The following is a 14,936-nucleotide window of genomic DNA, read 5'->3' on the forward strand; positions in this document are numbered from 1 at the left end:
CATTTGCCGATAAAGAGCCGCTCTCCGCGGCCAGCGAACCCGCGCCGTTCTTCCACGCGGCGTCGCTGTACGGACTTACCCGAATGCAATTAAGTATCAGTTTGCGGCCCGATTTTCAGTGGCGGCATCTCCTCAGCAGGATTAACTTCCTCTCATAGCCAGGTGCAATGCGTTGTGCGCGAACCGCGCCCAAAAGAATAGGCCGGCTCAGGAGGAAGACAGATGCACACCACTCTGGGCGCCGCCGCGCATGCGGACGCCCGTTGCGCCAAAATCGTCCCGCCGGATCTCGAACTGGTCGCCGTACCGCGCGATGAGTCGTTCAAGGTGTGGTCGCATGGTTATCCCTATCGCACGGTGCGCTGGCACTTCCATCCTGAATACGAAATTCAGCTGATCACATCGACCACGGGCAAATACTTCGTCGGCGATTACATCGGCAATTTCGCGCCGGGCAATCTCGTGATGGTGGGCTCGAACCTGCCGCACAACTGGGTCAGCAATGTGCCGCGCGGCGATCGGGTGGATGAGCGCTGTCTTATCGTGCAGTTCGATGGCGCGTTCATCGCGCGCGCCATTCAGGCTCTGCCCGAACTCAGGCGCGTGGAGCCGTTGCTCGATGCTTCTCGCTGGGGTGTGCTGTTCTCAGCGGAATCGGGCGCCGCCGCCGAGCCGATCATGCGCGAAATGTTGAACGCGCAAGGCATGCGGCGCATCACGCTGTTTCTCGCGTTGTTCGACCTGCTCGTGCACAGCGTCGAGCCCGCGAAGCTGGCGAGCGCCGCTTATCGCGCCGACCCGGCTCGTTATGCCGAGACGCACATCAATCACGTGCTCTCGTATATCGGCAAGAACCTGTCACAAGCGTTACGGGAAGCGGAATTGGCCGAACTCTCGGGACAAAGCGTCAGCGCCTTCTCGCGATCTTTCCGCCGGCACACCGGCGTGCCCTTCGTCCAGTACGTGAACCGGCTGCGCATCAATCTCGCGTGCCAGTTGCTGATGTCAGGCGAGCTGACTATCACCGATATCTGCTACCAGGTCGGATTCAACAACCTCTCGAATTTCAACCGTCAGTTCCTGTTGCTCAAGAACATGTCGCCCTCGCGATGGCGGGCTTATCAGCAACTGAATGCGGCCAGCGCGACCGAATCGTCCGACATCGCGCATGACCGGCGCCTCGCCGGACACGCCCCGCCCAACTGACGAACTTCACAAGAAGGCTCACCCAGGCCCAAACACGGCAGCAGCTTCGCCGGAATTTTTCTAAAAACGGAGACATGCGATGACCAGACTTTCGAACCAACTCATCGGCGCCAGCGCCCTGAGCCTGAGCTTGCTGGGCAGCACCGCTGCTTTGGCTGCGCCAAGTGGCACGGTCGCGTTCCTGATGCCCGACCAGGCCTCGACGCGCTACGAGCAACATGACTTCCCCGGCTTCAAGACCGAAATGAGCAAGCTCTGCCCCGACTGCAAGGTGCTCTATCAGAACGCCAACGCCGACGTCGCGACGCAGCAGCAGCAGTTCAACTCGGTGATCGCACAAGGCGCGAAGGTGATCGTGCTCGACCCGGTGGACTCGACGGCCGCGGCGTCGCTCGTCCATATGGCGCAGGGCCAGGGCATCAAGGTCATCGCCTATGACCGGCCTGTGCCCTCCACGCCGGCCAACTACTACGTGTCGTTCGACAACGAAGGCATCGGCAAGGCCATTGCGCAGTCGCTCGTCCAGCACCTGAAAGACTCGGGCGTGCCGACCACCAAGGGCGGCGTGCTCGAAGTGAACGGTTCGCCGACCGACGCCGCGGCCGGGCTGATCAAGAAGGGCATCCACGCCGGCTTGCAGGGCAGCGGCTACAAGACGCTGGCCGAGTACGACACGCCGGACTGGGCTCCGCCGAAGGCCCAGCAATGGGTCAGCGGACAGATCACCCGCTTCGGCTCGCAGATCGTCGGCGTAGTGGCCGCCAACGACGGCACGGGCGGCGGGGCCGTTGCGGCGTTCAAGGCAGCCGGCGTCAATCCGGTGCCGCCGGTGACCGGCAACGACGCGACGATCGCGGGGTTGCAGTTGATCATCGCGGGCGACGAATACAACACGATCCTCAAGCCGAGCGAGATCGTCGCGGCGGCGGCGGCGAAGGTGGCGGTCGGTTTCCTGTCCGGCCAGACGCCGAAGGGTGAAACCACGTTGTTCAATACGCCGTCGCAGCTCTTCAAGCCGGCGGTCATCACGGCGAAGAACCTCAAGGCGGAGGTCGTCGACAAGGGCTTCGCGAGCGGCAAGGATCTGTGCACCGACCGCTATGCCGAAGGCTGCAAGAAGCTCGGCATCACGTACTGAGCCGGCGCAAGCCCCGGACGGACCCGGCGCGTGCCGGGTCCGTCAACTCTCCTTGAGGTATCCGTCCCATGACTGATCAGGCCACAACACGATCCCGGCGCGGCGAACTGGTGCTGAGCCTGCGCGGCGTCTCGAAGCACTTCGGCGCGGTCTCGGCCCTGACGGACATCGAGCTCGACGTGCATGCCGGCGAAGTGGTCGCCCTGGTGGGCGACAACGGCGCCGGCAAATCAACCCTGGTGAAGGTGCTCGCCGGAGTCCATCAACCCAGCACCGGCACCATCACCTTCGGCGGCAAGGAAGTCACGCTGCCCGATCCGGGCGCGGCGCTCGATCTGGGCATCGCCACGGTGTTCCAGGACCTCGCCTTGTGCGAAAACCTCGATGTCGTCGCGAACATCTATCTCGGGCGCGAACTGAATCCGCTGCGCCTCGACGAAGTGGCCATGGAGGTGAAAGCCTGGACGCTTCTGAACGAACTGTCGGCGCGCATTCCCAGCGTGCGCGACGTGGTCGCCTCGCTCTCGGGCGGGCAGCGCCAGACCGTGGCGATCGCGCGCTCGCTGCTGCTGGACCCGAAGCTGATCATGCTCGACGAACCCACGGCGGCGCTGGGCGTGGCCCAAACCGCCGAGGTGCTGAACCTGATCGAGCGGGTGCGCGACCGCGGCCACGCCGTCATCATGATCAGCCACAACATGGAGGACGTCCGCGCCGTCGCGGACCGCATCGTGGTGCTGCGGCTCGGCCGCAACAACGGTGTCTTCTATCCCGACTCGTCGAATCAGGAACTGGTCGCCGCGATCACCGGCGCGACCGAAAACGCCGTGTCGCGCCGCGCCGGCCGGCGCCAGTCCGAGCAGGGTGCCTGAACCAAGGAACCATCATGAGCAATCAAATGCAAGGCGCCCCGCAGCGTGAGCCGCAAGGCGAGCCGCAACCGTCCACGCTGCTCGACCGCAGCGATATCCGCGTGAAGCACGCCACCGGGATCGGCGGCACCGTTTCCGAGTTCGTCGAACGGGTGCGCTCGGGCGATCTCGGTTCGTTGCCGGTCGTGGCGGGCCTGATCATCATCTGGACCGTGTTCACCAGCCTGAATCCGGTGTTCCTCTCGGCCGACAACCTGGTCAATCTGCTGTTCGACTGCTCGACGGTGGGCGTGATCTCGCTCGGCATCGTCTGTGTGCTGATGGTGGGACAGATCGACCTCTCGGTCGGCTCGATGAGCGGCTTCGCTTCGGCGCTCGTCGGCATGCTCTGGGTCAATCACGGCTGGCCGGTGCTGCTGGCTATCGTCGCCGCTATCGCCGTCGGCGCGCTGATCGGCGCGTTGTACGCGCTGCTGCTCAACCGGCTCGGCATGCCGAGCTTCGTGGCGACGCTGGCCGGACTGCTCGCGATCCTCGGCATGCAGTTGTACGTGCTCGGCGCGACCGGTTCGATCAACCTGCCCTACGGTTCGGCGATAGTGAATCTTGGGCAGCTCATCATCATCCCGGCCGTGATTTCGTATCTCCTCGCACTGGCGCCGGGTGCGGTGATGCTGGCGCTCGGGTTGCGCACGCGCGAGCGCCGCCGCGCGTCCCAGCTCTCCGCGCCCTCGGTGGGCAGCCTGCTCGCACGCGCCCTCGCCATTACGGTTCTTCTGGAGGCCGTGGTGGCCTATCTCAACCAGGGGCGAGGCGTCCCGCTGATGTTCGGCGTGTTCCTCGGACTCTCGGTCGCGATGGACTACGCGCTCAAGAGAACCCGCTGGGGTCGCTCGATGCACGCGGTCGGCGGCAATCACGAGGCCGCGCGGCGGGCCGGCATCAAGGTCGGCGCCATCTACACGAGTGCCTTCGTGCTGTGCGCGAGCCTCGCCGCGCTCGGCGGCGTGCTGACCGCGGCGCGGCTCGCCTCGGCCAGTCAGCAGGCCGGCAGCGGCGACGTGAACCTGAACGCGATCGCCGCGGCGGTGATCGGCGGCACGAGTCTGTTCGGCGGCCGCGGCAGCGCGTATTCAGCGGTGCTGGGCATCATCGTGATCCAGTCGATCGCCAGCGGCCTGACGCTACTGAACCTGTCGTCCTCGTTGCGCTTCATGATCACCGGCGCGGTGCTGGCGATCGCGGTGATCGTCGACTCGCTTGCCCGGCAGTCCCGCGTCTCGCATGGCCGCGCGTAATTCCAGCAATCCAGGAGAACAGCGAATGACTGAATCCATCAAGGGAAAGGTTGCCGCCATCACGGGCGCGGCATCGGGCATCGGCCTCGAGTGCGCGCGCGTACTGATCGCGCAAGGCGCGAAGGTAGTACTGATCGACCGTGCCAGGGAGAGACTCGAACAACTTTGCGCGGAACTGGGGCCGAACGCGCTGCCACTGGTGGTGGATCTGCTGCAGCCATCGGAAGTGGACGCGCTGCTGCCATCAATCCTCGCACTCGCGGGCGGCCTCGATATCTTCCATGCGAATGCCGGCGCGTACGTCGGCGGCGATGTGGTGGACGGCAATCCGGACGAATGGGACCGCGTGCTGAACCTGAACATCAATGCCGCGTTCCGCTCGGTCCACGCCGTGCTGCCGCACATGGTCGCGCAGAAATCGGGCGACATAATCTTCACCAGTTCGATCGCCGGGATCGTGCCGGTGGTTTGGGAACCGATCTACACGGCATCCAAATTCGCGGTGCAGGCCTTCGTTCACACGACGCGCCGCCAGCTCGCCAAGCATGGCGTGCGGGTCGGCGCGGTGGCGCCCGGCCCGGTCGTGACGGCCCTGCTCGACGACTGGCCGAAAGCGAAGATGGATGAAGCGCTTGCCTCGGGCAGCCTGATGCAGCCCAAAGAGGTCGCCGATGCCGTACTCTTCATGCTGACGCGGCCGGGCAACGTGACCATTCGTGATCTCGTGATCCTGCCGAACAACGTCGATCTGTGAAACGCTCGACCCGGGCTGGCCCGCTGTGGCCGCCCGCCGTCCTTCAGAAACGCGACCCCTAACCCCTAACGCGATAGTGAGCAGGCAGCAAGCTATGACCTCAGAGAACCCGACTTCCGGCGCGAGTCAAAGATCGCCCCACAGTGCGACCCACAGCCCGGCGGACAGCGCGCGCGACGCGCGCTATGTCATCGGCGTGGACGTCGGCACGGGCAGTGCCCGGGCCGGACTCTTCGACCTCGCCGGCCGTATGGTGGCGTCGGCCAGGCGTGACATCACGCTGTTCCATGCGAGCGGTTCCATCGTCGAGCAGTCGAGTGGCGAAATCTGGACGGCTGTCTGCGATTCCGTGAAAGACGCGCTGTCGCAGGCCGCCGTGTCGCCGGCTCAGGTCGCCGGGATCGGCTTCGACGCCACCTGTTCGCTCGTCGTGCTCGGCGCGGGCGGCCAGCCATTGCCGGTGGGCCCCTCGGAGCAGGCCGAGCGCGACATCATCGTCTGGATGGATCACCGCGCCGTGGCGCAGGCGGAGCGCATCAACGCGACGGGTCACGAAGTGCTGAACTATGTCGGCGGCAAGATCTCGCCGGAAATGGAGACGCCCAAGCTGCTGTGGCTTCTCGAGAACAGGCCGGGCGTCTTCGCGGCGGCCTGGCAGTTCTTCGATCTGACCGACTTCCTGACCTGGCGCGCAACCGGCGATCTGGCCAGGTCGACCTGCACGGTCACTTGCAAGTGGACCTATCTGGCGCACGAGCGGCGCTGGGACGAGAGCTACTTTCGCAGCGTCGGCCTTGGCGTGCTAGCGGACGAAGCCTTTGCGCGCATCGGCCAGCGCGTCGTCGATCCCGGCACACCGCTGGGCAGCGGCCTGACCGAGGACGCCGCCGCGCAACTCGGCCTGCGAACCGGAACGCCGGTCGCCACGGGCGTGATCGACGCCCATGCCGGTGGCATCGGCACGGTCGGCGCCGATGGCGACCCTGAGTCCTGTCTCGCCTATGTGTTCGGCACCTCGTCGTGCACGATGACCACGACCCGCAGTCCGGTCTTCGTGCCCGGCGTGTGGGGACCTTATTTTTCGGCGATGGTGCCGGATGCCTGGCTCAACGAGGGCGGCCAATCGGTAGCCGGCGCGGCCATCGAACGACTGCTTGCCATGCATCCCGCGTCTTCCGACGCACGGCTTCGCGCGCAGCGCGAGGGCCAGTCCTTGCCGGCCCTGCTCGCCGCCCTCGCCGTGCAGTCGGCCGATAGTGTGTCAGGCACCGCGTTGCTGGCCGGCGGCCTGCATGTCGTGCCGGAGTTCTTGGGGAACCGTGCTCCGCTGGCCGACCCGCACGCAAGGGCCGTGATTGCGGGCCTTGGAATGGAAGACGACCTGGACAGCCTCGTCGCCCTCTACATTGCGGGCCTGTGCAGTATCGGTTACGGACTTCGGCAGATCATCGAAACGCAGGCCAACGCGGGTGCGCCGATCGAGCGGGTGGTGATCAGCGGCGGCGCTGGGCGGCTCGATCTGGTTCGGCAACTGCTCGCGGATGCAACGGGCAAACCCGTGCTCGCCACGCAGGCGGAAGAGCCCGTGCTGCTGGGTGCCGCCATGCTGGGCGGCGTGGCAGGCGGCCAGTTCGATAACGTGCGCTCGGCAATGGCGAGGATGTCGCAGATCAGCAAGACCTACGAACCGGGCGCGAGCGACATCGCGCAACTGCACGAGGCGCGCTATCGCGCCTTCCTGAAGCTGCAAAGCGTGGCCAGAGAGATCCGCTAGACCTACCCACGGCGACGGTGGCGCCGCGTTGGGCGAGATGCCTTTACAATCCAGCACTTCGATCCGACAACCGTGACATGCGCCATGAAATACCTCCTTGCATCGACACTCGCGGTCGTCATCGCGGCCGCGAGCGTGACGACGAACGCCGAAACACCCGCGGGTAGCGAAACGCCCAAACTGGAGTGCGCGATCGGGTATGTCACCGGCATCGGTGGGGCGGCACAGAGCTTTCGCGAATACCTGGCGACCCCGGACAGAGACAGATATCGCTTCCTCGCGGACAACCCGATCCAATGCAAGGTCTCCGACGAAGGGCGCGCGTCGGGTTGCACCGGCATCACGAGCCTTCGGAATGAAAAAGTCAGCGTGTACGACGATATCGACAGTACGACGATGGCCGTGGTCGCGCGCGTCGAACTGGACCGGGGAACGTATCCGGTGATTATCGTCGTGCAAAAGAAGGACGTGAAATGCGAGGAGTGATTGCACTCGCCGCGCGAGGCGCTGACGATTCCCACAGGTCGTGGTATGTCAGTGCGGCGTCTCGCCAAGTTTTTCAGCGAGAAAGTCGATAAACGACCGAACCTTGGACGACACCGTTTTCTTCCTCGGATAAACCGCCCAGATCGAAGCTTCTTCGCGCGACGAACGGATCTCCCAGTCCGGCAATATGCGTGTGAGACGACCGTCGCCGAGTGCTTCGTCCGCCAGCCAGCTGGGCAGTAGGGCGATCCCTCTTCCAGCCAACGTGACTGCAAGCAATGCATCGGTATCGTCGATCGTGAGGCGGCCACTCGCGCTCGCCTTCTGCCACTCGGACGCCGTGTCTGCCCGAGGCCTCACGTACCAGACATTCCCCGCTGTTCGCGAGAACATCAGGCAAGCGTGATCTTTCAGCGCAGCGGGCGTAACGGGTGCGCCGCTCGCCTTCACATACGCCGGCGCCGCGCATGCCAACTCGCGGTGCGGCGCGAGACGGCGGGCCATTAGCGACGAATCCTGCAACGCGCCTATGCGGATGCCCAGATCGACCTGTGACTCGATGAGATTGAGGACGTCGTCCGTGAAAATTGCATCGATATCGATATCGCGATACCGGTCCATGAATTCGCCGATGTGCGGCACGACGTGTTTCCGCCCGAACGAAACAGGCAGCGTCACACGCAACACCCCGGAAGGACTCTGGTTGAGCGACGACGTTGCGTCCTTGGCATCCTTCAACTGAGTGAGCACCTCCGAGACGCGCGAGTAGAACACCTTGCCGCCCTCCGTGAGCGAGAGCCCACGAGTCGACCGGTTAAAAAGCGCAATGCGGAGATCGGCTTCGAGTTCGTTCAAATGTCGCGACGCGGTCGACGTCTTGATAGACAACTCCTGGGCAGCGCGAGTGAGACTACCCAGTTCGGCTGCGCGCACGAATGTCCGGACTGCTGCGAAGTAATCCATGTGGAAATCCAAAGTGGACTGCGGCTGGGCGCGGCGCCCTTCAATCGAATCTGGGCGTTTCAGCCGGCACGCACTGTCAATGCAGGGTAGCTTACGATATCAGCCTTCACACCGCCGGCGTGCGTGCTGAACCCGAATTCATTCGCCGGAACAGATGGCAGAAGGCCGAGGCTGCGCCCATGTCGTTTGTGCAAAACCCTTGGCTTGCGATCAGTTCAATGGCGAGCCCGTCACGCACTGGAAGTGCGCGACGGGCTCGCCGAGTACGACGGACAGAGACTTTTCTATTGCTCGATGACAGCCTGCTTATTTGGCAAAGCGGATATCCAGTGCGCGCAAATAAGTTTGCAAGCCTGCGTCCTGAATGGGAATGAGCCGGGCATCTTCGTCCGATTCATTGAAGTGGGCGTGCCAGTATCCCGGCGGCGTCACGAACGCGAGGCCCGGCGCCCAATCGACTCGGGTGGCGTCCGCAATATTGCCCTGCTCGTCCAGTTCCGTGCCGACGAGGCTATAGCATCCCTGCGGACAATCAACGATGAAGTCCAGCGCAATCGACTGATGACGGTGCGGCTTCTGAACCGACTTTCCGGGAAGCAAACCGAACATTGCCCACAGCACGTGCGTCACCGTGCGGGTTTGCGGAAAACTGGCGTTGGCCAGCAGCACGGAAATACGGCTACGAAGCGCGGCATGCGTATCCTTGGCGACTTTCTGCAGTTCGGCCTCGGCGCGTTGCGCCGGATACAAGGTCGGGACGAATCGCGGAGAAACCGAATCCACTCCCAGGTAAGTCAGCAATGGCGCGTCGGTAACGTAGTACAACGCGACATCTTCGAGCGCCGAAATCGTGGATTCGATACCGCCGGGCAACGAGAAGAACGCGCCTTGCGTAAATGAAATCGTGTGTCCGCCCTGCACCGCCGATCCCGATCCGCGAATGACATAGAAAATCTGCGATGTGGCCAGCGGGTCCAGTTCGACGCGCTCCCCCTTCAGAATCCGAACGAAGTTGGCGACCAACCCCGGGCCGGTCGCCGGCGCGTCGCAACCCAGTTCCGCTGACAGATCGAGCGCAACGACGCGAGTCGGCCCGTCGGCATACAGGTCAGCGGGGAACGTCTTGAAGGGAACGCGTGAAATCAGCTTTGCACCAATCGGGTTGGCCGCTTTGGTGTATTCGAAGTATTGCGCGCTATCGGTGACGTTGGTGTCGTCTGCCAGAAGGGCTGCGTCGGTGCGATCAAGCATGTTGTTGCTCCTGAAATCGAGGTTGGCCAGCTCCGCTGTGTTTGCAGCGAAGTCGTGAAATGAATTTACGTTCTGGCAAACCGCGCCGGTAGTGCCCTCGGCGCAAATGAGTTTTCAGGTTTGGGGGTAAGGCAAGCGACCGCGGTTGTGATCTTTTGATGAGGCGAGAGTTGCCTGGCGGGACGCGCGCTGATCGCCAATTCGCTTCGTGTTTCTCGTGTTGATAGTGCGCCCGGCGGCCGGAATGCCTGGCACAGCGCGCACGCCAGATGGCGTGCATTTGAACCGCCTGCACTGCGCTTTTTCTATGCCGCGGACGGTCAACGCGTGCAATGCTTTTCTTTAGTGCTCGCCGTTGGAGTCAACCTGGTCGAGAGCCTTCAGCCGCCGGTACAGCGTGCGCTCGCTAATGCCGAGTTGTGCTGCAAGGTCTCTGCGCATCCCCACGAAACCCGCTGCTATGCGGGCCAGTTCGGCATCCGTGAGCTTCGTGCGACCAGCATGGCGTAAGGCGGCATGCTCTGGCCTCGCCGACGGCACCTCGCCCCTGACGATCTCCGGCAGATGTTCCGGCCGGATCACGCCATCGTCGGCCAGCAGGCTCGCGCGCTCGAGCACATTGCGCAGCTCGCGAATATTGCCCGGCCAGCGATACGCGCGTAGCAGTGCGAGCGCCTCCGGTGCGACCGAAGTCTTGCGCGGCGCGGTATCGCGCCCCGAGGCGATGCGTTGCAGCGTTGAATCCACCAGCAATGGAATGTCGTCGGCGCGGTCGCGCAACGCGGGCAAACGAATCGGGAACGCGCTGATCCGGAAATACAGATCCGAGCGGAACTGTCCGGCCGCCAGCATCTGCTCAAGGGGCTTGTGCGTCGCGGCGACGAGCCGGAAGTCCGCGCGCTGCGTCTCCACGCTGCCGACGCGGCGAAATGCGCCCGTCTCGATGAGACGCAGCAGCTTGACCTGCATCGACAATGGCACATCGCCTATTTCGTCGAGAAACAGAGTCCCGCCTTGGGCCGTCTCGACGAGCCCAGGCTTGCGGTTGACGGCACCGGTGAACGAACCTTTCTCGTAGCCGAACAATTCGCTTTCGAACAGCGTCTCCGTGATGCCAGAGCAGTCGACCACCACGAACGGCCGTTGTGCCCGATCGCTCGCCTCGTGCAGCGCATGGGCGAACAGTTCCTTGCCCGTGCCGGACTCGCCGAGCAGCAGGACAGGCAACATCGAGGGCGCGACACGCTGCAATGCCGCGAGCGCTTCGTTGAACGCAGGCGCGCGTCCCACCAACCCGTCTACGCTTGGCCGCGCGGAGGCGCCGCGCACCGTCGAGAGCCGCTCGACATACGCGACGATCTCGCGCCGCGTGTCGAAGATTGGCCGCAATTCCACGTCCACATGCTCGGGGCCGCGCGGCGTGTGATGGATGTGCAGCACGCGATCCGCGCTGCGGAGTTCGGACGCCCGCTTCATCGGGCAATGCTCGCCCGCCTGGTCGCACGGTACGTCGTAGTGGTGCGATACCTGGTAGCAACGGCGCCCAACGTGCGGCTGCCCCGCGACCCCGAACTGCCGCCGGTACGCAGTGTTGGCCGCAAGAATGCGGTAGTCCGGGTCGAGCACGATCGACGGCTGCGGGTCGTATTCCAGATAGGAGACGAGAGCGGCAATCTCGGGGGCGCCAGGCTGCGCGGGCATCGCATCAGACGAAGCGCTCGGGGCGGATGAGGGCTCGGGCAGGATCATGGTCGCAGACCGGAAATTCGTCGAGGAAGGAGCACTATACGCGCCGACTGCCATTTCTGCCACGACTGCCATATGGCAGACGGTGGCAGTCCGCCATTGGACGTTCGCTCTGGCGCGCGCCGATTCAGAACGCTGTGGGGCACATAAAAATCGATGTAGATCATGGATTTAGAACCTCCGCGCGAAACTAAGGCGCGATTGGCACGATACTTGATTGAAGTCGCCTCCGAATGTTGCTGGACAGCCCGTCCGGCACGAGGACCGACTGCAATGACAGCCAGCCAATTTATCGTCGAAGGATTCTTCGACCCCGCCACGTGGACCATCAGCTATCTGCTGCTGGATCCGCGCTCGCAGCAATGCGCGCTGATCGACAGCGTGCTCGATTACGACCCGAAGTCGGGCCGGACGCGAACCGTGTCGGCCGATCGGCTAGCCGCCCGTGTCGAAGCACTAGGCGCAAGCGTGCAATGGTTGCTGGAGACGCATGTGCACGCGGACCATCTGTCCGCCGCGCCGTATCTCAAGGAACGGCTAGGCGGGCGAATCGCGATCGGCGATCAGGTCACGCGCGTGCAGCAGGTGTTCGGCAAGCTCTTCAATGCCGGGCATGGGTTTGCCACGGACGGCTCGCAGTTCGATCACCTCTTCGCCGACGGCGAAACCTTCACCTTGGGACAGCTGCAAGTGCGCGTGATGCACACGCCCGGCCACACGCCGGCGTGCGTCACCTATGTCGTGAGCGACGGCGACGACCACGCGGCATTCGTGGGCGACACGCTCTTCATGCCCGATTACGGCACCGCCCGCTGCGACTTTCCGGGCGGCGACGCGTCCACCCTGTACCGCTCGATCCGCCGTGTCCTGAGCCTGCCTTCGCAAACACGCCTTTACATGTGCCACGACTATCAGCCGGGTGGTCGTCCGGTGCAGTACGAAAGCTCGGTCGCGGACGAACGCGAGCACAACATTCACGTACGCGAAGGAACACCCGAGCAGGCCTTCGTCGAAATGCGCAAGGCCCGCGATGCAACGCTCGATATGCCTGTTCTGATTCTTCCTTCCGTTCAGGTGAACATGCGCGCCGGCCATCTGCCCGAGCCCGAGAGTAACGGTGTTTCGTACATCAAGATTCCGGTGAATGCGCTCTGACGGGTGCGTTGAGCGTCGGCACAATAGTTAGGAGAAGCAATGGAAATCAGAAAGCACACGAACCCGCAAGCTGCCGGCCACGACCTGACCGGCCTTGCCGGGCGGATCGCGTCGCCCCTCGTCGTCTCACAGGAGCGGCACGACGTCGTGATCGTGGGGGCCGGCGCCGCGGGCATCGCGACAGCGTCGAGCCTGCTCGCGCGCGCGCCGGGTCTGGATATCGCCGTGATCGATCCGGCCGACACGCACTACTACCAGCCGGGTTGGACGATGGTCGGCGCCGGTGTGTTCCGGCCCGAGACGACGGCGCGCACCATGGACGACGTGCTGCCGGCCAGGGTGCACCGGATCAAGGCCGCCGTAGCGGCGTTCGAGCCGGAGAACAATGCGCTGGTGCTCGAGGGTTGCCGCGTTGTCAGGTATAGCCAGCTCATCGTCTGCGCGGGGCTCAAGCTCAACTGGAACGCCGTCGAAGGGTTGCCGCAGACCCTCGGCCGCAATGGCGTCACCTCGAACTATCGCTACGACCTCGCCCCGTACACGTGGCGCCTCGTACAGGGCCTAAAGGGCGGACGCGCGCTCTTCACGCAGCCGCCGATGCCGATCAAATGCGCCGGCGCGCCGCAAAAGGCGATGTATCTGTCCTCCGATCACTGGCAGCGCACCGGGAGGCTCGGCGGGATCGACGTCGAGTTTTATAACGCGGGAGCGGTGCTGTTCGGCGTGGCCGACTACGTGCCCGCGCTGATGAAATACGTCGAGAGTTACGGCATCAAGCTGAATTTCGGATTCAACCTGAGCGCGATCGACGGCGAGGCGAAGCGCGCCACTTTCACGCGTACGGTGGCGGGCGGCGCGCCCGAACGTGTCGAAACGGAATTCGACATGATCCACGTGGTGCCGCCGCAGACCGCGCCCGACTTCATCGCCGTCAGTCCGCTTGCCGACGCGGCGGGCTGGGTCGACGTCGACCAGAGCACGCTGCGCCACAAGCGCTTCGATAACGTCTACGGGCTCGGCGACGTAACGAACACGCCCAACGCAAAGACAGCGGCCGCCGCTCGCAAGCAGGCGCCCGTCGTCGCGCACAACGTGCTCGCGGCGCTCGGCGCAATGTCGGGTGTCGCAACGTACGACGGATACGGATCGTGTCCGCTCACGGTCGAACGCGGCAAGATCGTGCTCGCCGAGTTTCTCTACGGCGGCAAGGTCGCACCGACGTTCCCCGGCTGGCTGATCGACGGCAAGCATCCATCGCGGCTCGCCTGGCTGCTGAAGGAGCGCATCCTGCCGCCGCTCTATTGGCGCGGCATGCTCAAAGGCAAGGAGTGGCTCGCCCATCCCCGTCTCGCCGAATGAGCGGCGGCTTGTCATCAACCCTCAAGGCTATCGATGCTGATCTCACTTCTTCTCGGCGCGATCGTCGGCGCGTTGCTTGGTCTGACGGGCGCGGGCGGCGGCATTCTCGCGGTGCCCGCGCTGGTGTTCGGGATGGGCTGGCCAATGCAGCAGGCCACGCCGGTCGCGCTCGTCGCCGTATCGAGCAGTGCCGCGGTCGGCGCACTTGAAGCCTTCCGCAAGCGGCTTGTCCGATATCGTGCCGCGCTGTTCATGGCGATCGCCGGCATTCCAGCGACCGCCGTGGGCGCCCGTCTCGCCCACGCGTTGCCACAACGCCTGCTGCTTGCGCTCTTTGCGAGCGTGATGCTGATCGTCGCGGTCCGGCTGCTACGCCAGACACTCCGCAGCGGTCCGGCACCGCAGCCCGAATCGGCGCTGTGCGTGGCGCGCGTCAACCCTGCGACCGGCCGGCTCGTCTGGTCGTGGGCGACGGGCGCGGCGCTCGCGGCAACGGGTGCGGTTACCGGACTGATGACCGGCATGCTCGGTGTCGGCGGAGGATTCATCATCGTGCCGATGATGCGCAAGCTGACCAACGTGCCGATGCACGGTGTCGTGGCTACCTCGCTTCTGGTCATCACACTGGTCGGCGGCGGCGGTGTCATCGCCACGATGCGCCACGGCGCGCCGCTGCCGCTCGAAGTGGTGCTGTGGTTCAGCCTCGCCACTGGCGCGGGCATGCTCGCAGGACGCGCCGCGTCGCACCGTCTCCCGGCGCACCAGGTGCAACTCGGTTTCGCGACCATCCTGATATGCGTCGCGCTGGGGCTGATGGCGAAGGCCGCGATCGCCTGACTTCGCCTGTCGCAGCAAAGTTGCTGCGTTCCCGTTTCCTGGAGTTGGCTGGAAGTTGGGTATTTTCGTTTATGCTGACCCATCCGATAATCCAGCT

At 64.3% G+C, this 14,936-nt stretch carries 13 protein-coding genes; 10 read left to right on the forward strand and 3 right to left on the reverse strand.

Features of this window, described 5'->3' with window-relative positions; genetic code table 11:
* Positions 1-222 precede the first annotated feature (222 nt).
* From AC57B1_RS05910 to AC57B1_RS05940, 7 genes are all read left to right on the forward strand, one after another.
* Complete coding sequence (locus tag AC57B1_RS05910; protein WP_496416943.1) at positions 223-1,206, forward strand: AraC family transcriptional regulator; 984 nt, start codon at positions 223-225, stop codon at positions 1,204-1,206.
* A gap of 79 nt (positions 1,207-1,285) precedes the next feature.
* Positions 1,286-2,344 (forward strand): ABC transporter substrate-binding protein, encoded by a 1,059-nt coding sequence (locus tag AC57B1_RS05915; RefSeq protein ID WP_408483447.1) that lies wholly within the window; start codon positions 1,286-1,288, stop codon positions 2,342-2,344.
* 68 nt (positions 2,345-2,412) lie between these two features.
* Positions 2,413-3,216 (forward strand): ATP-binding cassette domain-containing protein, encoded by an 804-nt coding sequence (locus AC57B1_RS05920; RefSeq protein ID WP_408185529.1) that lies wholly within the window; start codon positions 2,413-2,415, stop codon positions 3,214-3,216.
* Between the two features lie 14 nt (positions 3,217-3,230).
* Positions 3,231-4,514 carry a sugar ABC transporter permease gene (locus AC57B1_RS05925; protein WP_218157140.1) on the forward strand — a complete coding sequence of 428 codons (1,284 nt, stop codon included), beginning with the start codon at positions 3,231-3,233 and terminating at the stop codon, positions 4,512-4,514.
* 25 nt (positions 4,515-4,539) lie between these two features.
* Positions 4,540-5,268, forward strand: a complete 729-nt coding sequence (locus tag AC57B1_RS05930) for an SDR family oxidoreductase (protein ID WP_408185527.1) — start codon at positions 4,540-4,542, stop codon at positions 5,266-5,268.
* Positions 5,269-5,362: 94 nt separating this feature from the next.
* Entirely contained in the window at positions 5,363-7,042 is a 1,680-nt protein-coding gene (locus AC57B1_RS05935; protein ID WP_496416944.1) for an FGGY-family carbohydrate kinase, read from the forward strand.
* Between the two features lie 84 nt (positions 7,043-7,126).
* Positions 7,127-7,528: a hypothetical protein gene (locus AC57B1_RS05940; protein ID WP_496416945.1), complete on the forward strand. Its 402-nt coding sequence runs from the start codon at positions 7,127-7,129 to the stop codon at positions 7,526-7,528.
* 48 nt (positions 7,529-7,576) lie between these two features.
* On the opposite strand, the gene AC57B1_RS05945 is transcribed toward AC57B1_RS05940, so the two are convergent.
* The 3 genes from AC57B1_RS05945 to AC57B1_RS05955 form a co-directional block, all read right to left on the reverse strand.
* The gene (locus AC57B1_RS05945; RefSeq protein WP_496416946.1) at positions 7,577-8,491 is read right to left on the reverse strand and encodes a LysR family transcriptional regulator; all 915 of its coding nucleotides are present in this window, start codon (positions 8,489-8,491) and stop codon (positions 7,577-7,579) included.
* Between the two features lie 306 nt (positions 8,492-8,797).
* A complete protein-coding gene (locus AC57B1_RS05950; protein ID WP_496416947.1) occupies positions 8,798-9,742 on the reverse strand; it encodes a cupin in 945 nt (314 codons plus the stop codon).
* A 342-nt stretch (positions 9,743-10,084) separates the two neighbouring features.
* A complete protein-coding gene (locus AC57B1_RS05955) occupies positions 10,085-11,443 on the reverse strand; it encodes a sigma-54 interaction domain-containing protein (RefSeq protein ID WP_496417039.1) in 1,359 nt (452 codons plus the stop codon).
* A 318-nt stretch (positions 11,444-11,761) separates the two neighbouring features.
* On the opposite strand from AC57B1_RS05955, the gene AC57B1_RS05960 reads away from it, so the two are divergent.
* Genes AC57B1_RS05960 through AC57B1_RS05970 form a run of 3 tightly spaced genes read left to right on the forward strand, consistent with a single transcriptional unit; the run spans position 11,762 to position 14,839 of the window.
* The gene (locus tag AC57B1_RS05960; RefSeq protein WP_496416948.1) at positions 11,762-12,643 is read left to right on the forward strand and encodes an MBL fold metallo-hydrolase; all 882 of its coding nucleotides are present in this window, start codon (positions 11,762-11,764) and stop codon (positions 12,641-12,643) included.
* A 39-nt stretch (positions 12,644-12,682) separates the two neighbouring features.
* On the forward strand, positions 12,683-14,002 hold the full coding sequence (locus tag AC57B1_RS05965) for an NAD(P)/FAD-dependent oxidoreductase (RefSeq protein WP_408300152.1): 1,320 nt from the start codon (positions 12,683-12,685) through the stop codon (positions 14,000-14,002).
* Between the two features lie 33 nt (positions 14,003-14,035).
* Entirely contained in the window at positions 14,036-14,839 is an 804-nt protein-coding gene (locus AC57B1_RS05970) for a sulfite exporter TauE/SafE family protein (RefSeq protein WP_496416949.1), read from the forward strand.
* Positions 14,840-14,936 lie beyond the last annotated feature (97 nt).

This window comes from Paraburkholderia sp. BGA-UO-ETr-F21 (assembly GCF_059567925.1).